Below are 24,248 nucleotides of genomic sequence, written 5' to 3' on the forward strand. Positions count from 1 at the left end.
TCCTTTTTTGTCAGCCCAATTTTGCAGCTTAAATAGTTCAATCTGATGATCAAAAGGCTACTTTTTCTTATCTCTTTCCTATTCTCTGTTACAGCACTTTTTGCGCAAGCCACCGGGTCTGTTAAAGGTAAACTCATTACCAGCGATGGTCAGCCGGGTGCTTATGTAACTGTAAGGATAGACCGCACCAACAAGGGTGCTATCAGTAATGAGAAAGGCGAATACATAATTAAGAACGTAAAGCCAGGTAACTGGACGTTGAAGATATCTGCTGTGGATGCCATTGCGCAGGACCAGGCAGTAACGGTTGTGGCGGGCCAGACGGCTACAGCGGATTTTGTACTGAATGCGAATGCTGCGCAATTGCATGAAGTGATTGTAGCAGATAAAGCTTCCAGAAGGGAAAGCAGGAGTACGGCTAAAATGCCGCTAAAGAACCTGGAGAATCCCCAGGTATATAATGCCGTTTCTTCCGAGATCATGAAGCAGCAGGGAATCACCAGTTTCGACGATGCTTTGCGGAACGTTCCCGGTATCACAAGAACCTGGGAATCTACAGGCAGGGCAAATGATGGTGCTTCTTATTTCGCCCTGAGGGGTTTTGATGCACAGCCTGTTCTGATCAATGGTTTACCTGGTTTAACAAGCGGTAACCTGGATCCTGCAGGTGTAGAAGAAATACAGGTAATGAAAGGCCCCTCCGGCACATTGTTCGGGGGCAGCTTTTACAGTTATGGCGGTATTATCAATACCATCACCAAAAAACCTTACTACAATTTTGGTGGCGAAGTAGCATACAACATCGGCAGCTTTGATCTGCACAGGTTAACGGTAGATGTAAACACCCCTTTGAGTAAAACGAAGAAGATCGCTATGCGCGTAAATGCTGCTTTGCATACAGAAGGCAGTTTCCAGGATGCAGGTGAAAGGAAATCTTTTTACATCGCACCTTCTTTTGTTTATGAAGTGAACAACAGGCTGTCGTTTCACCTGTTGGTGGAAGTACTGAATGAGAAGAAAGCTGCACCAGCGATCTTTTTCCATTCAGACAGGTTAAATCCTCTTGAATATAAAAACCTGCAGGAGCTGAACCTCAATAACAAACTATCTTTCACCAGCAATGATCTTACGATCAAAAATCCCCGCACCAATGTGCAGGCGCAAATGCTGTATAAATTATCTCAGCAGTGGAGTTCCCAAACGGTGGTTTCCTATGGCAGAACAAAGTCTGACGGGATCTATACTTATATATGGGATTATACGACAGGAGATAATTGGTTCGGGCAGGACTTCCACAACGAAGACCAGACCATACAAACTATCGATATCCAGCAGAACTTCAATGGCGATTTCAAGATCGGTAACATGCGGAACCGTTTAGTAGTGGGTCTGGATTATTATCACCGTAATATTAAAGACAATGGTTCAGGATGGGTAACCGGAAGGAATATTTCACCACAGGGTGATGTAATGGCCGTTGATCCGTATCCTGCGCCTGTACCTTTAAACAGGTATTCAATTGATACGCTGTTAGCTGCTTCCGGAACACAGTTCAGTCAAATAAAAAACGGTTCTTATGCTGCTTATTTTTCCAACGTTTTGAACCTTACGCCTGCTCTGGCAATGATGGTGAGCTTAAGGGCTGATTATTTTGATTCCAAAGATAATTTCTCGCAATTTGCCTTGTCTCCTAAGTTTGGTGTGGTGTATCAACCTATCCTTGATAAGGTATCTATCTTCGCAAACTATATGAATGCGTTCATCAATGTGGCTCCGCAGGATGTACATGACGAGAATGATCAAAAGATAGGTACAAGGTCATTTAAACCTGAACGTGCCAATCAATGGGAAGGTGGTGTGAAAGCGAATTTGCTGAACGATAAATTACAGGCTACTGTTTCTGTATACAATATTAAAGTAAGTGACAGGGTTATTCCTGCTGACCCTAATGGCGATAGCCGCCAGATCGGTGCTGTGCGCAGCAAAGGGATTGAGTTTGATCTCAATGCGAATCCCTGCCCGGGGCTTAACCTGATTGCAGGTTATAGCTATAACCAGATAAAGGTGATTGAAGGCGGAACTCCTCCTGATTATTTTTATGCTGAAGTGGGTAGAAGTCCTGGTGGCCAGGGGCCTCAGAACCTCGCCAACGTATGGGCTACCTATAAGTTTACGAATGGTGTGCTAAAGAACTTTGGTCTTGGCCTTGGTGGAAACTATGGTAGTACTTACAGGGTGATCGATAACAGCAAAACAGGTACTTTTGATCTACCATCTTATGCAGTGCTGAACGGAGGCGTGTTCTATAACGCGAAGAAGTTCAGGGTATCGGTGAATGTTAATAACATAACTGACGAAACTTATTACACAGGTTATTGGTCTGTGAACCCGCAGAAGCCGGCGAATTTTGTGGCGAGTGCAGCTTTCAAATTCTAAAGAAAAAAGGCAGACCATCACGGTCTGCCTTTTTTAATTTATCAGCAGTATAATACATTCCAGCGGTGCCCATCCGGATCTGCAAAAGCCATGTTATACATGTTGCCCTGGATCTCCTGCGCTTCAGAGAATACAGTGCCGCCGGCTTTTTTTACTTTCTGCGCCCATTCATTCACTTCCTCTCTGCTTTCTGCAGAAAGGCTGAAAATTATTTCGGCACTTTTCTTTGTATCTGGTATAGCGCTTTCCGTAGCCGTTTTAAATTGTTCTTCCTGGAAGAAATTAATGATGAATTTATTCTCCGCAATAATAAAGCTGACTATTTCAGCTGTTCTGTCGCCATTGGGTGTAAAACCCAGCGCCAGGAAAAATTCATTGGTGCGCTCTATGTCTTTTACCGGGAGATTGGCCCAGACCATTTTTGTTTTCATAACTATGGTGTTTTTATTTTTCCAGCCTGATCATACATTTCACATCCTTATCGTTCAAATACCATTCCACACAATATCCCTGGGGATCTAAACCCGGTTGTTCCAGCAGTTTGTCGAATGCCCTTCCTATGCTTTGGATGTCCTTTATATAGTTCTTAACAACAATCTGGATGTACTTGCCTTTTTTGATGATGAGGGTATCGCATTTGTATTGCTCTGCCTCTCCCTGGAAGGTTTCTTCGGTAGCTGCTCTGTAAACAATCTCTCCGCCGTTCTCAGGGCGGGATATGCCAAAGTATCCCCTTTTTGTGGAAAAGGGCACCATGCTGTGCAGTTGTTCATGTGCTGCCAGCACGCCCTCTGGAAAGGAAGTTGCTGTTACATAAAAGACCTTAATGTCTTTCTCTAAGAATGAGGTTTCCATGCTATGCCTTGTTTTATTTGCCTTGTAAAAGTAGGCCAGGGGGAAAAAACGGCTGTGGGTGAGAAGCGACATTTTTGGGGGTAATTGCGACAGGTTAAGGCCTGGATCTATTCAAAAATAGATATGCCGCCGGGTTTGAAGCAGTGGATGCGCGGTAATTGTATTTTCGGGTATGATTATATGTTTTTTTAATACGTCTTTTGGGGTGTAACCTGTAAAGGATCTAAAATCCCTGGTGTAATGTGACTGATCCGCATACCCTAATGAATAGGCTATGTCAGAAAGCTTTTCAAATTTGTTTATATGCAGTAGTTGCAGTGATTTTTGAAATTTCAGCACCCGTATAAAAGTTCCCAGGTGAATACCTGCCCTCTCTTTGAATCTTCTCTGAAATTGTCTTTTGGAGATATTGTATTCTTTGTAGAGGAAATTAATGTTGATATCATTCACCCTTTTTTGTATCGTGGAGATGCTGTCTTCAATAAGTTTATCAGTTTTGCCATAACGGCTAAGCGTTTTCCAGAAAAAGGCAGAAAGGTATTCTTTGATTTTTAAAGGATGCTGCAGGTTCAATAGTACTTCATTGATCTTATATCCCGCCAGGTCGTCAAGATCAACAAAGCCATCTGCGATCAGGTCTGCATCAATTTTGAAAATTTCTTTAACAGCATGGATCTTAAAAAATACTCCAAATACTGATACGGCGCCATGGATGTAGTTTATGAAAGGAGCTGAACTTTGTCCATATAGAAACCCAACCGGTAATAAATTACCATTTTCTTCACTGATGGCGGATCTGCCATTTCTCTGCTGAAATATTAAACCATGTTTTCCATCTGGAATGAGTTTTACTCTTTTAATGTCAGTAATTCCGGTTTCTTCGCTGGTATACCAGAAGAATTCAATGTAATTACTGAGATAATATGGGGGCTGAAGGATAACCATTGCCTGCGAATTTCAGGAAAATTGCAGGATTTGCAAAGAATGCCCCAAAAGAAGGAAACAGGTGTGCATCCCGGCCAATTATGTCGCTTTCATTCTATTTTCGTGAGATCTGTCAACTTAATTTTGTCAATATGGATATGAAGATAATAGGGCCCGACCCGGGGAATATTCCCGAGGCCGCATCAGTTGTTGCGCAGGCTATGTTGCGTAATCCGCTGCATCTGGCTGTTTTTGGCGCTGCGGATGAGAAAGCTGAGCAGATGCAAACCCGCATGTTTATTGAAGTGCTTCAATTACCACAGTGCAATCTCTTTACGGCATGGAAAGATGGCCGGATAGTAGGACTGATGAATTATTATGCTCCAGGCTGCTGCCAGATACCACCCCTAAAAACACTGGGGATGTTGCCTTCGATGTTTGGCATTTTAGGCTACAGGCTTCCGGGGGTATTGAAATGGAAAGCTAACTGGGCTAAACATGATCCAAAGGAAAGGCATCTCCATTTTGGCCCGCTGGGGGTATTGCCAGCTATGCAGGGGAATGGGATCGGTTCTGCGTTGCTTGAACGGTTCTGCCTGATTGCAGATTCAGGTAAGGAGGCGGCATACCTGGAAACAGATAAGATAGAGAATGTTGCACTGTACGAAAAATACGGCTTCCGGGTAGTGGCTGTAGATACGCTATCAGGCGTAAAGAACTGGTTTATGTGGAGAGATGCTTTAACAAATGGAAATAAATAACTTATGAGGAAATTAAAACTACAGGTGCAAATGTCCGTTGATGGGTGCATCGCCGGAAACAATGGAGAAATGGATTGGATGATCTTCAATTGGGATGATGCGCTGAAGGCTTATGTGGAGAATTTAACATCCAACGTTGATACCGTGCTGCTGGGCAGGAATATGACGGATGGATTTATGGCATATTGGTCTTCTGTATCTGCCGAGCCGGACAATCCTGAGTATGCATTTGCTAAAAAGTTGATGGATACGCCCAAAATTGTTTTTAGCAGAACATTGAAGGAGTCTAAGTGGGAGAACACAGTGCTTTCAAATGGCGATTTTGTAGAAGAGATACAGGCGCTGAAAAAGAAAGAGGGGGGAGATATTATCGTGTATGGTGGTGCGGCTTTTGATGCTTCACTGATAGAAAAGGAATTGATCGATGAATATTACTTATTTGTAAATCCGGCAGTGATCGGGAGCAGTAAGTCGATTTTCAATATGATCACTCATCAGATAAGGCTGAAAATGGTGGAGTCTGTTGCATTTTCATGCGGGATAGTGTTGTTGCGTTATGAAGCGCAGCGGGAGGAGTCATAATAAGTTCATCTTTCGCAGGAGGGCTTCCTGTTCTGCCTTGTTTTTAGCCAGGGAAATGGCTTGGGTAAAGTGTGCTTTTGCTGTTGTGTTGTTGATACCTGTGTATAGTTCGCCCAGCAAGGCATAGTAGAGATGATGATCTGTAAGTTCCAGTTTTTCTGCGGCCAGGATAGCTTCCTGTTTACCATTTGCTTTTGAAAGTGCATAGGTCCTGTTGAGTGCGGCGACAGGAGAGTAGGCTATCTGCAATAAGCGGTTATAGTTTTGCAGGATCTTTTCCCACTTTTCCTTTGTATCCTCCTTTTGGGTATGCCAGTAAGCAATACCGGCTTCCAGGTGGTACCTGGTGACCTTTCCGCTGGCAGAGTTACGGAGGAAATACCCTCCTTTGCTGATCAGATCTGCATTCCAGAGGCTGGTATCCTGTTCTTCATACAAGATCAGCTCACCATTTTTACCTGAGCGTGCTTCAAACCTTGAAGCGTGAAAACACATGAGCGCCAGTAATGCATTCACGGGAGGTGTATTGGTATCACTGTTCTCCACCAGCATAATGCAGAGCCTTATGGCTTCCAGGCAGATCTCTTTGCGCAGCTTGGTGTATCCTTCGTTAAACAACAGGTAAATGGTAGTGAGCACCGTTTCCAGCCGTTGCTCTATTTCAGCCGGGGCGGGGAATTCAATCTTTATACCTTCTTCCCGCAATTTTTCTTTCGCCCGGAATAACCGTTTATTAATGGTTTCCTTATTTGTGAGGAAAGCGTCTGCTATTTCTTCAATTCCAAAACCGCAAAGGATGCGGAGTGACAAGCCGACCTGTGATTCACCGGAAATGGCCGGATGGCAGATGGTGAACATCATCTGTAACTGGCTGTCGTTAATGTTTTGCGGGGAAAGGTCTATGTCTGTTTCCATGATTTCAGCGGAGCTGTTCTTTAGCTCCGCTGAAATTTTATCTTCAAAAAAGGTGCTGCGCTGGAGGTAGTTCTTCGCTTTGTTCTTTGCCACACTATACAGCCATGCGGTGGGATTTTCCGGCATTCCTTTTAATCCCCAGGCCTGTGTAGCAGTGAGGAAGGTATCACTGGCAATATCTTCTGCGATCTCTACCTGCTCAAACCCAAAACGTTTGCAGAGCACGGATACTATTTTCCGGTATTCTGTTCTGAACAGATGTGGTAGTTCCATTTTACTGCTGATTGTGCACGGAAACAATCTTCCTTACCTCTACCGTATTGCCTTCTCCTTTCAGGATGGGGCATTCCCGGGCTATCTTTACCGCTTCATCGAAGTCCTTTGCAGTTATGGTGATGAACCCGGCAATGGATTCCTTAATATCTACATAAGGGCCGTCTGTGACCAAGTCATTCTTCAATACTTTGCCTTCTGTGGACAGACCGGTGCCTCCTTTGAACTTGTTCTGCGCAGCAATACCGCCCACCCAATCCTGGTACTGTTTCATATATACCTGCATTTGTTCCGGAGAAGGCTGTGCTTCTTTGGTGAGCAGGTCCAGGCGCATGAGGATGATATATTCGTCCATTTGTTTGCTTTTAATGTAATTTAAGCAATCCGCTGATAGCTCAGCAATACTACACCGCTCTTAAAGGTCCGGGCATTCACCAGTTCCAGCTGCAGCGTTTTGGTGATGCCTTTGAATATGGGTGTGCCATCTCCAATAGCAATAGGGTCCATCATGATCTGGTAGGTGTCTATCAGGTCTGCTTCGGCAAACTGGCTGATGATGCTGCCACTGCCCAGGATGGTCATGTCAGGGCCGGTACCTTGCTTCATCCGGGTCATTTCTTCTATGATATTACCTTTTATTATTGTTGTATTATTCCAGTCCACTTTATTGAGGGTACTCGAAAAAACGATCTTTTCTGCGGCATTCATGCCTTTGGCCATGTCCGGCATATTCCTGAGCGCTTCCGGGCTGGGCCAGTAACCGGACATCATATCATACGTGGTGCGGCCAAAAACAAGTGTGCTGCCGGACTTTAAGGCATCCACACCATATTCACTTTCAGGGCCGCCATGAACATGCCAGCTGATATCTTCCTGTGGGCCTTTGAAGTAACCGTTCAGGGTAATGAAGTTAAATACATTCAACGTTCTCATGATAATAAGATTTGGTGATATACCTATATCAAATGAGATTCCGGAAATAGGACATTTAGAAGATGCATGACAGGGGGTTTTTAGTAATTATACCCCGTTTTGGCACTATAGTACCCTAAAATGGATGTATAGTGTATTCATTAGAACTGCTTCACTGGTAGATTTATCGGGAGAAATCTACCTATTCTTTATTAATCCACGTAATATGAAAAAATTTACACGCGCAATGCTCCTGTTTGCATTTTTATGGGGGCTGTCCTTACCAGTTTTGGCTTCAGGGCCTGACACCATACCTGATCCTACCCTGAGTTTTACTTTTTCCCTGCCTGCTTCCGCCAAAACCAGTGCGGGGGTATTTGCAGCAGACAGTACACTGATCCGGACCTTATGGAGTGGTATTGTATATTCCGCAGGTACACATACCGGCACATGGGATGGAAAAACGGATGAAGGTTTACTGGCCGGAAACGGTAACTATTATATTAAGGTGTTAAGTAACAATGTTAATTATGTATGGGAGGGCACCATTGGTAATAACTCAGATGCATTGACAGGGCCTACCATTCAAAGGGGGTACGCCGGAATAAACGGCATGGTGGTAGTTGGCCAGTATGCCTATACCTGCAAGAGTTATTCCGAAGGCAATCCCAGCCAGTTGAAACTTGACCTGAACAATCCCCGGTCCAGGATACAGATCCTGCCGGCTGGTGAGGGTACCGGGCAGATCACCAACTTTGTAGCTTCTGATGGGAATTACGTGTATTGGGCAGGCTATGACAAACGCACCGCTCCCAATGCAAACTATCATTTTGTATTTGCCACCAGAACAAGTAATAACTCAGATGTTGTTTTCCCTGCCGGCCGTTCATATAAGGCGAGAATAGGAAGGACCTATGCCGGTGCTATAGACACCATTAATAATGCAAATGGCCTGGCATCCGGTTTGGCCGTACAGCCGTCTGGTAATTTCCTGTTCGTATCGCATGGCATCCTCAACAAACTGCATGTACTGAATAAAACTACAGGCGCTGTAGTACAAACACTATCTTATACAGATCCCGGCGCCCTTACAGTGGATTCAGCCAATCATCTCTGGATGTCCTACATCTCCGGGGGAAGCAGGAGGGTGGAAAAATTCACCGTAGATACCAGTGGCGTTCTTACTTCAACGGGTGTTATCATATCCGGCCTGCAAGATCCGCAGGCAATGGCCGCGGCTCCGGATAACCAAATTATCGTGATTGCGGATGGCGGTACCAGCCAGCAGCTGAAAGCATTTGATCTTTCAACAGGCGCTGCCGGATGGACGTATGGACAGGCTGGCGGTTATGCCACCAGCCCAACTGTGAGTAATGATAAGTTTTACTGGAACCAGGTACTGGGTGTGCTGGGAACTTTTATTGCTTTCCAGCCTGACGGAAGTTTTTGGGTAGGGGATGCCGGTAACAGCCGCGCGCAGCATTTTGCGGCCAACAGAACTTTCCTGGACAGGATCGCCTACATTCCACATTTTTACAACTGCGTTGTTGACGGTAATAACCCCTCCCGCGTATTTGCGGACTGGATGGAATATGAAATAGATTATTCCAAACCCCTTGCCCGGAATAATGATTCCTGGAAACTGGTCAGGAACTGGGGTTATGTTATTGACTCTGCTCATATTGATTCCTATAACCGTTTCCGTGGTTTAGCCACTTTAAGCAACGGCAGAACCTATGCGCTTTTGCTTAAAAGGATCACTACAAATACCAACAAATGGGAGGTAGTGGAACTGCCACCTTCCGGTAATCTCCGGTATACTAACGTACTCCTTACTTCCGATAATCTGCAACTCACCCAGTTATACCCGGATGGCTCTCTGCGGAAAATGACGCGGCAGGTATTAGGGCAAACAACGAAATGGTCCAAAAGAAGGCTTACCGGTTTTGATGGTTCATTTAATCCTTTATGGAGCACGGATTCTATTTTCGCCGCTTCTCCTCCTATGACCGGCAGGGATCCTGGTTATTTTGGAAATCCTAATAAATTAAGGTCCGGAGAGATCACATCTTCCGGTGTGGTGATTGCTTTTGATGCTACCAATTATCACGGCGCCCTGTATGATAACTATCATCTCGGAGGGGTGAAACCCGGAACTAATAAATGGTTATGGCGTACAGCTATGAGTACCCAGCCGGACTATATGGGAGAATTTCCGGCAGATGGTAGTTACGATATCGGCAATAATGTAGAATATTCCGGCGTACCTGCTATGGCTTTGGACCGCAATATATTCTGGGGTTATCATGGTGAGTTCTGGAAGAACAGCCAGACGAATAAATGGAACCATGTGTATGATAACGGGCTTTTTGTAAACCAGTTTGGTGTACTGGGGCCGGATGTGAAAGGGCAGGAAGCTACTGCGGGCATGGCTGGTAACGCATTCAGTGCAAACGTGGTGAAAATTAACGATACGGTTTATCTCTATCATAATGATGAAGGGCATCATGGCGGGATCCACCGCTGGCGTATTACGGGTTTGGAAACAATCGCTATTCAAACGGATACTGTTTCATTTATACGTAATGGCATGGGCCTGCGTGTTTCTTACTATGACGATCTGCGGCATAATAACGTATATCACAAACTGAGCCGCATTGATTCTGTGGTACATATCAACCATACCGGCGTTGGTCTTTCTGATACAAGTCGTTTTTCTGTCAGCTGGACGGGATATATTGAACCTTTGTATACACAGAAATACCGCTTATATACCAACACAGATGAAGGTGTGCGGTTATGGGTGGACGGACGTTTGATCATCAGTAAACGCGATACCACCAATGCAGCAGAATACAGTGACTCGGTGGCCATGGTAGCAGGATTGCGTTACCCTGTAAGGATGGAGGTTTTTGAAACGGCGGGCGCTTCTTCTGCATCGCTTTCCTGGAGCAGCAGCAGCCAGGTGAAAGAAGAGATCCCATTCTCTCAGTTGTATCCTGATTCCATTCCGGATTATTCCGGCGGATATGATCTGCTGGAAAACCTTCCTTATCATAAACCGCTTGAAAATAATACTTACGGATGGACGAGGAATCCTTTGCTGAATGATACCATAGATCAATACCGCCAGTATTGGCTGGTGAAAACCAATATCAAAGGAACGAACAGGTTATCGCCGGACCTTTGTATCAAGTATGTGATCAAACCTGAGGGTTCTACTGCTTATGTGAACAGGGACCTTGGCACCGTAGATAATGGTATTACAGGCTGGCAACTGAAAGGCGTGCTGGATTATGAAAAGAACCTGCCAAATGAAGACAGCCTTAAACTGGGCACAGATGGAAGGGGCGGCAGTTTCCTGGAAGTGCTGGACGATCAGGGGAAAGTGATCACACGGTTTTTCTGGGTCAGCAACTATGGCAGCACGCTTACGCACTTATATCTTAATAATAAGAAAGTGGCTACCGGCAGCGACACTGCCATGCTTATGATATATTCTAAAGCACAACCTTTCAACCTTACGATGTCCGGCGACAGCGCTACCGTTCAGTATGGGCCTTTCCCACCGGTTACGGCTGTTAAGTTTGACCCGGCAGCACATGCGAATAAACCTAAAACAATGCGGTTCTTTGCTTTTACTAACCAATTCAACTCCGGCCGCGCAATAGACTTCGTGAAGATGAAATTCCAAACTTCAATGCTTCCTGGCGGCGGTGGTTTTATTATGCAGCGCAGGCCAATTGTACAGGAAGAAATTTCCGGGGACCTGTTGAAAATATATCCTAATCCTTCATCCGGCAGTACCGGATTTTATCTCAACTATTCCGGCAAAACAACTACAGATCTGCATGCGAGGGTGGTAGACCTCTCCGGCAGAACGGTGTATGAAGGCAGGTTCAGTAAACAGGGAGCAGGTATTTATAACATCCGGTTCCATACAAAGCTGACTCCCGGAATTTATATTGTGATCGTGAACCAGCGGCATGCGGAGAAACTGGTTGTTTTTTAAAAGGATACATTGCGAATTAAAAGAACAGGCTTTATTTTTAATAGAAGAACTTAAAATGTAATGATGGTGAGATATCTGATTTTGGCAGTGATGTTGTTATGTGAGCTAAGGGGCTTTGCACAGAGCAAACCTGTTATATTCAATTGCAGTGAATCTGTAGATCCGGGTGATGTGATCGGCATACAGGGGGATGGTTTCGGCCAGCATCCCGGTGTATGGCTGAGCATGGTGAAAAATGGCAGTAAAGTACAACTGCCGCCACTGCATACATCAGATACTTATATCTCGGCAAGGATACCAAAAGAAATGGCAGGAGGCGTGTATACGGTATGGATAGAAAATAACGGCGTAAAAAGTGACACCCGTTTTATTAACCGTGCCCGTATCATGTTTGCAGAATTTAATGAGATCATGCCAGGTACAGTGTTCCGGCTATTCGGCCGTAACCTTGGCCTGACGGGAGCCAGGAGCCGGGTCCGCTTTAGCGGGCCCGGTACCATCGGCTCGCTGGAAGCGGCCGTGATAAAATCCGGACCTTATGAAATACAGCTGAAAGCGCCGGAAGGTTTGGTGCCTGGTGTTCACTATCAACTTTACATCAGCAACGGTGGCGGAGCAGAAACATTATTTGATCAGCCCATCACGATAAGAAGATCCGGAACCATTCCTTTTTCTACGAATGTGCCCTGGGTGGCTGATTTTAATTTTACCGGAAATATTTACGATGTACAAAAAGATCCGCGTTTGCAACAACATGCAACAGGGGACGGTCAATCTAATGACCGTGCTGCGATACAGGCAGCTATTGATAAAGCGCATGCAGACGGCGGGGGAATTGTATACCTGCCTGCCGGTACTTACCAGCTTTTATATGATACAGGTTGTGGCATCATGATGAGATCGCGCGTTGTACTGAAAGGAGAGGGCGCAGATAAAACGATCATTCAATACGGATATGGCAAACCGTTCTCCTCAGAACGGGTGAAGGCTTCTTATGGCTGGACGTTGGGTTGGCCGGATAGCCGGGTGGAAGGAATGGGCATGGTTTGGCCGGGTGGCATTTCCACCAGCGGATTGATCGGATTGACTTTGAAGAACAGGAACGAAAGCGGCGAATTTGTACATACTATTAAGAACATGCCGGAAGGCGGATCTTCAGTTATCCTGCAGAACTGTCATTTCGATTTTAACAATGGCTGGGGACTGGCGATGGTGAATGTAGATAAACTACTGGTGGAAGGCTGCACGTTTAACAGTACAGCCATTCATGTAAGAGGGATCAACGGACCTACCAGAACATGGCCCTGGGATGTAAAGAATTCCTATAACCTCACTTTCCGTAACAATAAAAGTTATTACTACGCCGGCAGGTTTGGTGCGAATGGTTGTCACCATGCTGTTTTTGAAAACAATCTTTTTGTGCGTGACGGGGATCATCAGGCCCATCATGAAACCGGCGGCCTTAGCCTGGATTATGTAACGGATGTACTGGTGCAGGCAAACAGTTTTGAAGTAAGGGGGAAAGCAATCCCCGTAAGGAACCAGGGGGAAACCATCCTGAGCCAGGGCGGCATGGCCAACCAGCAAACACTGGGCCGTGTATCGGCAGCTACGGCTACCTCTTTAAGCGATAATAAAAATGAATACCAGGATTTCACAGACCGTGCGAGTACAGACTGGCAATACGTTATTCATCCCACTAATTACAGCATTGCGATCGTAAGTGGTAAAGGTGCGGGTCAATGGAGAACGATCTCCGGTAATACGGATACAACTATCAGGATCAGCAAACCCTGGGATGTTATACCAGCCCCGGGGAGCAGATATGTGGTCACACAATGGTCTGCCATCCGAATGATCATCAGGGATAATATCCTGAAGGATAATAACCGCGGCATCTGGATCTATAGCGGAGGAACTGACCTTGTTATCGCCGGTAACCAGTTGATCAATTCAGAAGGAATTTACATCCGGTCTGATCAGCGAACCGCTAATTTCCGCTACAACATTGCATGGAATATCCTGGTGGCAGATAACATCCTTAAAAATACCAATGGCATACGGCCGGCCTATATTGCGGCATGGTTAGCGCAGGTGAAATCTGATAAGCTTTTTGGTACAGGTATCCTGGGGCTGGAAGTACGCCGCAATACGATAACAGCATTTACGCCGAATGTAAAGAATGGCTGGGTTAAAAATGAAGGGTATGTAAATTATGTACTGGATGAAGAAGGTAAAGGTATATCGCGGGATACGGTAACGCCGGGCATTTTAGGAAGCATATTCACTTTCAACAAAGCGTTACAAACAGAGAAGGTTTTTTCATCAGGACCGGCTGCTCATTACACGGTATATGAGGATGGATCTGATCTCTCACAACAGTCGGCGGAATTAAAAGCATTACAGCAATACGAAATGGTTCATCCATCCCGTTTGAATATGCCCATGCCTGCGCCTCCGGTGAATCCTGATTCACTGGGTGCGCGCCTGGCAAGAACAGCAGAGAAACTTGCTGCCAGTACACCACAGCAACATTTGCCTGTAAGGATATTGATCTATGGACAATCTATTACCGGCAGCCAGGTATTTACAGAAAAGATCAGTGATTATCTAAAAGAGAAATTCCCGCATGCAGCCATTACGATCGAAAACCGCAGCATAGGTGGTTTTGCCGCCAGCCAGATCGTACGTACGGCCCCGCATGATGTATATAATTCCACTGCAGACCTTATCATCTTTCATGTATATGGCGGAGAAAGAACAGGTGAACTGGAAGAGTTCTTCAGCAACCTGCGCCGGACCTCTACGGCAGAGATACTGTTAATGAACCATCATTTAAATGCAGATCAGAAAAAGCCGGGCATAACAGCCATGAATTACCTGCGTTACATCGCAGATAAATACCAGTGTGAACTGGCGGATATTTCTACGGAATGGACGCGATACCTCGCAGATAATAAACTGGAACCCAAAGACCTGCTGAGGGATAATGTGCATCCCAACGTGGAAGGGAACTGGCTGCTGGCGCAATTAGTGGGCAGGCATATTCATTACAATCCTTTGTTTAAAGCAAAGCCATTGGAACGGATCGTTCCGCGCCCGGGAAAAAAGATCAGCTTTACGGGTAACCGGGTTGATGTGATCAGCAACGCAGCCTCCCTGAAAGGACAGCATCCCGGCAATGTACAAATACTGCTGGATGGTAAACCTGTTACGGCATGTGCAGAGCGCCTGATCATTACCCGGCCGGGTGCAGGCCCCGGAACCTGGTGGCCTGCCATACGCCGTGTAAGTCATACCAGCCCGTTGGTGGAAGAAGACTGGACACTGGAAGTAACAGATATCAACGCTGATACCAGCGTATATACATTTAAGTTAACCGGCTCTGTTACAGGTGAAGATGGAAAGGGAAGCAGTAATGCTGTTTTTACATCCCGCTCCGGCAGGGTAATGATAGAACCGGGAGATATCTTATTCAATAAGATCAGGGAAGTGTTTAAGGTTTCAACACCTGTTGGGTTCAAAGTGAAATGGGCAGTTGTACCTGCGTTTCCGGCGGAGTATGTACCTCCGGTATTAACAGATCCGGCGCAGGTTTACAGAACAACATTGGTGTCAGGATTAACGAACGGGCCGCATACAATTGAGTTGACAGGTACATCAGGGATTGCATACCTGGAAGTACATCAGCCATAAAAAACATTATATTTAAATATTGAGAACATTACTCCTTATCATGATCTGGTGCTGTGTTGTAACAGCAGCAGCTGCACGCCGGCAAAATGGTGTAACGGGCAAGATCGTACAGGACCTTCAGTTCAGCAGGTATACCAGTAAAGACGGATTACCTGATAATCGTATCAGGTCTGTTTTCCAGGATAGCCGCGGTTTCCTGTGGGTGGGTACCATGAACGGTGTGAGCCGGTATGACGGGTATACTTTTAAAAAATATTACAGCACCAATCATCCCAACAGTATTTCAGGTAACTGGGCCTTTGCTATCTGCGAAGATGCGGATAAAAATATATGGATCGGCACGTTGAACGGCTTGAATGTTTTCAATACAGGAACAGAACAGTTTTCATCCTATGTAAATATTCCGGGGAATAAGGGATCCTTGTTTTCCAATAAGATCACTGCCCTGCAATTTGACAGCAAGGGTATTTTATGGATCGGAACGCAGAAGGGGCTTACCAGCTTAGACCCTGCAACCGGCCGTTTCAAAGTCTATGACCAGTTCCCGCTGCGTACGCATATCAGCAAGATCATTCGCTCGCAGGACGATTACATCTGGATCGCCACAACGGAAGGCATGGTGCGTTATCATACCACAGATCATACTTTCCGGCTCTATCCCATCAAAGTAAAACCAGACCCTTACGGCAGCTATTTCTGGTCCATCCTGGAAAATGAACGGGACCTGTATATCACTACTGCCAGCAGCGGGGTGCTGATGTTACGTTTCAATACTATCATCGGGGATTATGAGCTAAGCAGTATGATCAATGAGCTGAACCCGGAACTGGAACATACGGAAGTGTTTGATATCTGCAAATCCACTACCGGCGATCTCTGGCTGGCAACAGACCGGGGGCTTGCCAGCCTGGGCAGATCGAATAACAATATCCGGTTTTACAGGAATAATCCTTTCAACAATCAAAGTCTTAGTAATAATACGGCCTACACTGTTTTTATTGACCGTACGGATAATCTGTGGTGCGGTACGGAGCTGGGATTGAATAAACTCAACCTGCATGTATTACCTTTTCATTTTTACACATTCAAAGACCCTGCCGCTGTAGACCAGGTGCGCAGCGTTTTTACAGTGGATGGCCTGAACATCTGGGTAGGTACGGCAAAGAATGCCTGTTATAAATACAATATAGCAGATAATTCCACGGCTACTTTTTTGCTGCCACCGGCGGGTTCTCCTTATAATGCCCACCGTTCCCTGTATATAGACAAAAATAAGGAAGTGTGGCTGGGTACTTTAGGAGGTGCAGTGAAATTAGATCCATCTGATCCTTCTTCTTCCCAAAGAGCGGTAGATGGGCTGGCGGTATTTGCTTTCCTGAAAGACTCCAGGAATAATTTATGGATAGGCACGAATGCGGGATTGTTACAAATAAAGCAAGACGGTACAAATACCTGGCATAAACATGATCCTAATGATCCGGGAAGCCTCAGTTCTGCATTTGTCCGTTCACTTTATGAAGATCATAAAGGCAATATCTGGGTAGGATTTGAAACGTCAGGACTGAGTTACCTGGATCCTTCCACCGGGCGTTTCACCAGGATCAAAGAAGTGTTAGGCAATATCATTTATACTATCACAGAGCAACCCCGGAATGTATTGTGGGTAGGCTCAGAGCTGGGATTGAATAAAGTGATGACCGGGAACCTGCAGCAGGTAACTGTAAAAAATTACCTGGAGCAGGATGGCCTGCCTGATAAATCTGTCAACGGCATATTGCCTGATAAGGGTAATTTTTTATGGATCAGCACTATAAAGGGGCTGCTGCGTTTTGATATTGCAAAGGAACAGTTCCGGCATTACCTGCCTACTGTTACTTTTAGTTACAGCAGCGCTTATAAGTATAATGACCATACCTTCCTGTTCGGCACATCAGACGGCTTCCTGGTTTTTGATCCTGCGCAGGTTTCCTCCAACACTGCCGCTCCGGAGGTAATGATATCCGGCCTTAAATTGTTTAACAGGGAAGTAGGGATCAACCAGGTGTTTAACGGAGATATTATCCTGAAGGAATCCATCACGCAGACAAAGAAGATCGCATTGGGCTACCGGAATAATGTATTTACCATCGGCTTTACCGGCCTTCATTTTTCCAACCCGGAGAACAACGCGTATGCATACAGGATGGAGGGCTTTGATAAGGAATGGATCTATACCAATGCGGCAGACAGGTCTGTGACCTACACCAACCTTGATCCGGGCACTTATACTTTTGCTGTGAAAGCAGCCAATAGCTCAGGTACCTGGAATGAAACACCTGCCACTTTAGAGATCATTGTATATCCGCCACCATGGAAAACATGGTGGGCCATCACACTTTATATACTACTGGCGGGAACAGCGGTGGTGCTGCTGATCAGGCATTTCTCAAAACAATCCCGGCAACGGCATGCTTTTGAAACGGAGCGACTGCTGCGGTTAAAGGATGAGGAGTTACATAAAGAACAGCTGAACTTCTTCACCAATATTGCACATGAACTGCAAACGCCGCTTACCCTTATAAACGGGTCTGTTGAGCGGATACTGTACAGGAACGAGCACGTGGAGCAGCAGAACCATAAGAATCGTTTTCTTTCCATTATTCATCAGCAGTCTTCCCGGCTTACTTACCTGGTGAACCAGTTGCTGGATTTCAGAAAAGCGGAAGCGGGATACCTGCAGGTAGATTACAGGGAACTGAATGTTTCTACCTTGCTCACGGTAATTGCCAGGTTATTTGAACCGGTGCGTGAGCAGAAAGAACTGTTATTTTCAGCGGATATAAAGCCGGGCATTACGATCCTGACGGATAAGGATAAACTGGAGAAGATCATTTTCAACCTCCTGTCCAACGCCTTCCGGCATACGGAAAGCGGGCATGAAATTATCATATCTCTACACCAGGAAAATGAATGGCTGGAAATAGAAGTTGGTAATTCCGGCTGTAAACTTTCAAAAGAACAATTGCAGCAGGTGTTTGATGAATTCTATGCGGGAAATGAGATTTCACCTGACAAATACAGTCATGGTATCGGGCTGGCTTTTACGCAGCAGCTGGTGCGTTTGCTGAAAGGGAAGATACAGGTATTCCTTGAGGGAGATTGGATAACATTCCTGGTAAAACTACCCGTTGTACCGGTAGAAGCAGATGCCAGGCCGGTAAATGCAGCGCCTTCTTATTTATTAAGGTCTATTACTGCGGGAGGTGAACCCTCTGCAGAATTGTCTGCCAAAGAGAATAATAAAAGGGCTATCCTGGAAGACCTGGATACGGAAGATAAAAGGTCCATACTGGTGGTGGATGATGAGCCTTCCATGCGCTTCCTGCTCCGCGATATTTTTTCAGAACAATATATTGTTTATGAAGCAGAGAACGGGCGGGAGGCATTGGAGCTGATGCAGAACACTTTGCCTGACCTGATCATCAGCGATATTATGATGCCGGAAATAGGCGGTCTTGAATTGTGCAATAAAGTAAAGAACGCACCTGCCACCAGCCATATTCCTTTTGTACTGTTATCCGCCAAAGGCAACCTGGAACAAAAGACGGAGGGATATGACGCCGGAGCGGACGCTTATATTCCCAAACCGTTTGATACTACCCATTTACAGGTAAGGGTGCGCAAATTGCTGGAATACCGTGCCAGGATGATGAACCTGTTCCGGAAAAGTGATATCACGGCAGGCATTGCGGAAGAAGAACTGGAAGATGCGGACAGGAAATTTCTGAGTGATATCGTACGGCACGTGGAAGAGAATATGGAAGATACTGAGCTGGACAGCGCTTTCCTGGAGCATAAAATGATGATCAGCAAAACCCAGCTGTACCGGAAACTAAAGGCATTGTCCAATATGACGCCGTCTGAATTCATCAGGCATGTGCGTTTGCAGCGGGCTGCTCATTTTCTGCAATCTACGCAGTTAACGGTAGCCGAGGTGTTTTATAAAACCGGTTTTAACAACCGCTCTTATTTTTTCAGGGAATTCAAAAAACGTTATAACTGTTCGCCAAAAGAATACAGGGAGCAATACCGGCTGCAATTATAATTTTCGGAAACTATAAAACTTATACACTGTGAAACGAACCATTCTCCTGGTATTGCTGCTGGCAGCCATTACCTGTAATGCTAATATCCGGCTGCCCCGTATTTTTAGTTCTCATATGGTATTACAGCGGGGTAGCGTTAACCAGATCTGGGGTTGGGCGGACCCACGCGAAAAAGTGAAGATCTCTTTTGCCGGCAAAACTATCAAAGTAAAGGCCGGGAAGAACGGTCAGTGGCAAGCGCAATTGCCGGCGATGGAATATGGCGGGCCTTACCGGATCCGCATTAAAGGAAAGAATGAAATAGAACTGAATGATGTGATGATAGGAGAGGTGTGGGTTTGTTCCGGGCAATCCAATATGACCATGACGGTACAGGCATCCCGCAACAGCCAGCAGGAAATTGCAGCGGCTCAGTTTCCTGCTATCCGTTTATTCACCGTTCCCAAAAGAGTAGCACAATTACCGCAGGAGGACCTGGATAATGGGGAATGGGTAGAATGCTCTCCCGCAACGGTGGGGAGTTTTTCCGCGGCTGCCTATTATTTTGGACGTCATCTCAGCAATGAACTGAAAGTTCCCATTGGCCTGATACATAGCTCCTGGGGCGGCACAGTGGCTGAAACATGGGTAAGCGGCAATACAATTGAAAAGGATGCAGACTTTGCACCCAAATTACGCCGCCTTCAAACGGCAGATTCTGTTAAGGCCAACCGCCCTAATGATTTTCCCACTTTATTATATAATGGTATGATCCATCCGCTGATACCCTACGGCATAAAAGGTGTGATCTGGTACCAGGGAGAGGGTAACCGGGACAGGGCATGGCAATACCGCCGTTTGTTCCCTTCCCTGATCAGCGACTGGCGGGAAAAGTGGAACAGGGATACTTTCCCTTTCCTTTTTGTATCGCTTGCCAATTACCTTCAGCCGGTAGATACACCTGCTGACAGTAAATGGGCGGAACTGCGGGAAGCGCAGGCCATGACATTAAAAGTTCCTCATACAGGTATGGCCGTTGCCATTGATATCGGAGAAGCCGGGGATATCCATCCAAAGAATAAACAGGAAGTAGGGCGAAGACTGGCGCTTAACGCATTGAAAATTGCTTATGGGAAAACCCTGGTGTATTCCGGGCCGCTGTATGACTCATTTGAAAAAGACGGACGTTCTATGAAGATCCGGTTCCGTGAAACCGGCAGCGGGCTCATCATTAAAAACGGCGAAACACTGAAGGGCTTTTCCATTGCGGGGGAAAACCAACAGTTTTACTGGGCAACCGCCGAAGTGCTGAATGATTCAACCGTAATTGTACAAACAGATAAAGTTCCGCATCCGGTAGCCGTACGTTATGGCTGGGCGGATAATCCCCATACCATCAATTTATATAATAAGGAGGGCCTTCCGGCACATCCTTTCAGAACAGATGAATGGCCGGGGATCACGGTCGGAAAGAAATAAGATGGTTTGTATACCATTCTGCAATTATAGTATACCTGTTGTTTAAGGCTCCTGTATAGTTTTGGGTATTCCACACCAACTATTATAAATTCTGATATTCCACTTATTATGAAAAGCAGATACTGTTTTTACAAGCTCTTCACGTTGGTTATTATTTGCTGCGCTTACCTGCCGGATGCTTTTGGGCAACAGGTGGTAGTGAAAGGAAAGGTAACGGACGATAAGGGCGCTCCCTTACCATTAGTGAGTATAACACTCAAAGGATCTTCCACTATCGGCATCATGAGCAGCGAGAATGGTGACTATACGATCAAATTGCCGGATGGGAATGCCATCCTGGTTTTCAGTTATGTGAATTTTGAACGGAAAGAAGTGGGCGTAAAAGGCAAAACGATTATTAATGTAACATTGAGCCCTTCCCAAAAAGCAATGGATGAAGTGGTGATCGTTGGGTATGGTACCCAGAAAAAACGGGATGTAACCAGTTCCATCTCGCGCATAAAAGGAGAGGAGATCGAAAAATACAATGTAAACAGTTTCCAGTCTGCTTTACAGGGGCAAATGCCTGGCGTTGAAATTTATGAGTCCAGCGGCGTACCCGGGGCTGCATTAAACGTCCGGATCAGGGGATTGAATACGGTGAACGGAAGTGCAGGCCCGCTTTACGTGGTAGATGGTATTCCGATATTATCCGGCGGTGGCGGGGATAGCGACGGACCCATCACGAACGATCTCAACCTGGGTGGAACACAAACAAACGGTATAGCAGATATTAACCCAGCGGATATTGAATCTATTGAAGTATTAAAGGATGCAGCTTCCGCAGCTATTTACGGAGCAAGAGGAGGCGGGGGAGTGATCCTGATCACCACTAAAAGGGCCAAAGCGGGCAGAACAGCTTTCAACCTGAGTGTTATTAATGGTATCACTGAACTTTCCAGGGAAAGGGACCTGCTGAATGGTCCTCAGCTGCTTACCATCATGGACGAATCTTATGCCAACACCTTCTATAGTAACCCTGCCAATGCGGGGCAGCCTGTACCCCCTACACCGATGCCCGGCATCAAAAATTTTGACAGGGCTACCGCGGAAGCCACTAATATTGATTACCTCCGGCAGATCATGCGTACCGGTGTTTTCCGGGAAGTTACCCTGACCGCCAGTAATGGCAGTGAGAAAACAAAGTTTTACCTGAGCGGAACTTATAAACGTACGGTAGCCAATATCCGGGGCTCGGAGATGAACCAGTTCAACTTCCGTGTTAATATAGATCATACCTGGAATAAATTTATCCGCCTGGGGGCCAGTGTTGCACCGTCCCTGAATAAAGAATACCGTTTGGGTTCAGGCTCTGTAACTGCCGCCGGTGGTTATGGCGCAGCCGTATCAACGAACCTGCCTATTTATCCATTGTATAAGGAAGACGGTACTTATTTCAACCCATGGACCAACCCGCTGGCTTTTCTCAACAGGGACCTGTATGAGAACACCAGCAAGAGGATACGCCTGCTGGCATCTGCTTATTTTGAAGCCGATCTGTTACCCGGCCTGAAGTCCAGGACCAATGTACAGCGGGAGGATATGGACCAGCTGGGCCGTACTTACATTGACGGAATGCTCCGGCTGCGGACCAATTCTGCCAGCACTATCAGCCCTTTTGCGGACGATCAGCTGGCCAGAACATCACATCAGAACTCTTATGGTTTTATCAATTCTATAGAAAGCTTTTTTACGTATGACAGATCTGTTGGGAAGAAACATAAATTAAATGCAGTGCTGGGGATGCGCTTTTCGCAAATAGACATGCGGTATGAGGCCATGTACGGAGAGAATTATGCGAACAGGCATTTATTGTATCCATCCCTGGCAGCGTATATCGACAATGCTTTTCAAACGGGCGCTGTTGGAGAACCTTCCGCCAACCTTGGTTACTTTTTTCGTGTAAACTACAAGTACCGCGAGAAATATAATGTGAGCCTGGTAGTGAACAGGGATGGCAGTTCACGTTTTGGCAGGAACATGCGTTTCGGAACATTCCCTGCGGTTTCCGTAGGCTGGATACTTTCTGATGAACCTTTCCTGAAGAACGCCACTTTTATAGACCTGCTTAAACTGCGTGTGAGTGGAGGATTAACAGGTAATGCACAAGGGATCAGCAACATCGCTCACATTGCCAACTGGAGCACGAGCCAGAATACTTCCGGTTATATGGGCTCTGCCACCAGTACGCCTGCCCGTCCTGCTAACCCTAACCTGCACTGGGAGAAGGGCGTAAAGTATGATGCAGGTATTGATGTTACTTTATTTAAGAACCGGCTGGACGCAACGGTTGATGTGTATCATTACACAACACAGGATCTGCTGCTGTCCATTCCTACCGGTACAACTTTTGGTTACGGGGCACCGGGTAGCAGTCAAACATACCTGGAGAACAGGGGAAACCTGGTGAACAAAGGAATAGAATTCGCCATCAGCTCTACCAACGTTCAAGGTGCATTCACCTGGAAAACAAATTTCAATATCAGCTTTAATCAAACACATATTCTCAGCTTAGGCGGGCTGACGCCGGAAACGGTTTCAGGTGGCGCCGGGGATGTACAATTATACGTTGGATATCAGGGGCCGGTATTCTATCTTGTTGAATGGGCTGGTGTAGACCCTGCCACCGGCGGGGAACTGATCCGTGATAAGAATAACAAAGTGGTACTGGCCAGCAGCCTCAATGCACAGGAACTGGCACAGGCAAAGAAACCACAGTTCGATAAACTGCCTGCGCCGAAATTTTATGGTGGTATCGGTAATACATTTTCTTACAAAGGATTTTCATTGAGTGTTTTCTTTTCCTACCGCGTAGGGAACTATATCCTGGATGCAGGAGAACGGGTGGCCAGTTATGTGGGTAATATTAATTTCAACAATGGTGGAACCTTTATCAATATCGGCAACCTGTCCGCCAAAGTAATGGACCGGTGGAATAAGCCGGGGCAGGTTACAGATGTGCCGAAGCTGTATTATAATGATGCCGTCAATGATAAATTAAGAGGTACCAATACTACGCGTTTCTTATCTGATGCATCTTTCATCCGCCTTAAGAATGCACAACTCAATTACACTGTTCCTGCAAACATATACTCTAGGGTGCGGCTTAAATCAGCACGTATTTTCCTGACCGGGCAAAATCTTTTGCTGTTCACCAGGTTCAAAGGTGTTGATCCGGAAGCGGCTAATATCCCCGTGACCACTGATAACCGTGACCGGAATTTCAGCTACGGTATCATTCAGAATGTAGTGCCCCAACCCAGGACGGTTACACTTGGGGTGAATGTAGGATTTTAAACA

At 45.9% G+C, this 24,248-nt stretch carries 14 protein-coding genes; 8 read left to right on the top strand and 6 right to left on the bottom strand.

Going from position 1 to position 24,248, the window contains the following annotated elements:
• Nucleotides 1-45: 45 nt before the first annotated feature.
• Entirely contained in the window at nt 46-2,436 is a 2,391-nt protein-coding gene (locus AAHN97_RS07920) for a TonB-dependent receptor (protein ID WP_343307028.1), read from the top strand.
• A gap of 41 nt (nt 2,437-2,477) precedes the next feature.
• Here the strand turns inward: AAHN97_RS07920 and AAHN97_RS07925 are convergent, their stop codons facing one another.
• The 3 genes from AAHN97_RS07925 to AAHN97_RS07935 all read right to left on the bottom strand — a co-directional run bounded on the left by AAHN97_RS07925 (nt 2,478) and on the right by AAHN97_RS07935 (nt 4,236).
• Nucleotides 2,478-2,867, bottom strand: coding sequence for a VOC family protein (locus AAHN97_RS07925; RefSeq protein WP_343307030.1), 390 nt, complete (start codon nt 2,865-2,867; stop codon nt 2,478-2,480).
• 13 nt (nt 2,868-2,880) lie between these two features.
• A complete protein-coding gene (locus tag AAHN97_RS07930) occupies nt 2,881-3,291 on the bottom strand; it encodes a hypothetical protein (protein WP_343307031.1) in 411 nt (136 codons plus the stop codon).
• A 111-nt stretch (nt 3,292-3,402) separates the two neighbouring features.
• Nucleotides 3,403-4,236, bottom strand: a complete 834-nt coding sequence (locus tag AAHN97_RS07935; RefSeq protein ID WP_343307032.1) for a helix-turn-helix transcriptional regulator — start codon at nt 4,234-4,236, stop codon at nt 3,403-3,405.
• A gap of 131 nt (nt 4,237-4,367) precedes the next feature.
• Between AAHN97_RS07935 and AAHN97_RS07940 the strand changes: the two genes are divergently transcribed.
• Both AAHN97_RS07940 and AAHN97_RS07945 read left to right on the top strand, forming a co-directional pair.
• A complete protein-coding gene (locus AAHN97_RS07940) occupies nt 4,368-4,976 on the top strand; it encodes a GNAT family N-acetyltransferase (protein ID WP_343307033.1) in 609 nt (202 codons plus the stop codon).
• Between the two features lie 3 nt (nt 4,977-4,979).
• Nucleotides 4,980-5,558 carry a dihydrofolate reductase family protein gene (locus tag AAHN97_RS07945; RefSeq protein WP_343307034.1) on the top strand — a complete coding sequence of 193 codons (579 nt, stop codon included), beginning with the start codon at nt 4,980-4,982 and terminating at the stop codon, nt 5,556-5,558.
• Here the strand turns inward: AAHN97_RS07945 and AAHN97_RS07950 are convergent.
• From AAHN97_RS07950 to AAHN97_RS07960, 3 genes are read right to left on the bottom strand one after another with little or no spacing between them, the layout of a single operon-like run.
• Nucleotides 5,553-6,746: an RNA polymerase sigma factor gene (locus AAHN97_RS07950; RefSeq protein WP_343307035.1), complete on the bottom strand. Its 1,194-nt coding sequence runs from the start codon at nt 6,744-6,746 to the stop codon at nt 5,553-5,555. The genes AAHN97_RS07945 and AAHN97_RS07950 overlap by 6 nt on opposite strands.
• Before the next feature lies 1 nt (nt 6,747).
• Nucleotides 6,748-7,101: a YciI family protein gene (locus tag AAHN97_RS07955; RefSeq protein ID WP_343307037.1), complete on the bottom strand. Its 354-nt coding sequence runs from the start codon at nt 7,099-7,101 to the stop codon at nt 6,748-6,750.
• A 20-nt stretch (nt 7,102-7,121) separates the two neighbouring features.
• Complete coding sequence (locus AAHN97_RS07960; protein ID WP_343307038.1) at nt 7,122-7,679, bottom strand: dihydrofolate reductase family protein; 558 nt, start codon at nt 7,677-7,679, stop codon at nt 7,122-7,124.
• A 205-nt stretch (nt 7,680-7,884) separates the two neighbouring features.
• Between AAHN97_RS07960 and AAHN97_RS07965 the strand changes: the two genes are divergently transcribed.
• The 5 genes from AAHN97_RS07965 (at nt 7,885) to AAHN97_RS07985 (ending at nt 24,245) form a co-directional block, all read left to right on the top strand.
• Complete coding sequence (locus AAHN97_RS07965; protein ID WP_343307039.1) at nt 7,885-11,670, top strand: PA14 domain-containing protein; 3,786 nt, start codon at nt 7,885-7,887, stop codon at nt 11,668-11,670.
• A gap of 66 nt (nt 11,671-11,736) precedes the next feature.
• Complete coding sequence (locus AAHN97_RS07970; RefSeq protein ID WP_343307040.1) at nt 11,737-15,366, top strand: glycosyl hydrolase family 28-related protein; 3,630 nt, start codon at nt 11,737-11,739, stop codon at nt 15,364-15,366.
• 19 nt (nt 15,367-15,385) lie between these two features.
• Nucleotides 15,386-19,450, top strand: coding sequence for a hybrid sensor histidine kinase/response regulator transcription factor (locus AAHN97_RS07975; protein WP_343307041.1), 4,065 nt, complete (start codon nt 15,386-15,388; stop codon nt 19,448-19,450).
• 28 nt (nt 19,451-19,478) lie between these two features.
• Entirely contained in the window at nt 19,479-20,909 is a 1,431-nt protein-coding gene (locus tag AAHN97_RS07980) for a sialate O-acetylesterase (protein ID WP_343307042.1), read from the top strand.
• A 108-nt stretch (nt 20,910-21,017) separates the two neighbouring features.
• Nucleotides 21,018-24,245, top strand: a complete 3,228-nt coding sequence (locus tag AAHN97_RS07985; protein WP_343307043.1) for a SusC/RagA family TonB-linked outer membrane protein — start codon at nt 21,018-21,020, stop codon at nt 24,243-24,245.
• The last annotated feature ends 3 nt before the right edge of the window (nt 24,246-24,248 follow it).

It is taken from the genome of Chitinophaga niabensis, from assembly GCF_039545795.1.
Taxonomy (GTDB): domain Bacteria; phylum Bacteroidota; class Bacteroidia; order Chitinophagales; family Chitinophagaceae; genus Chitinophaga; species Chitinophaga niabensis_B.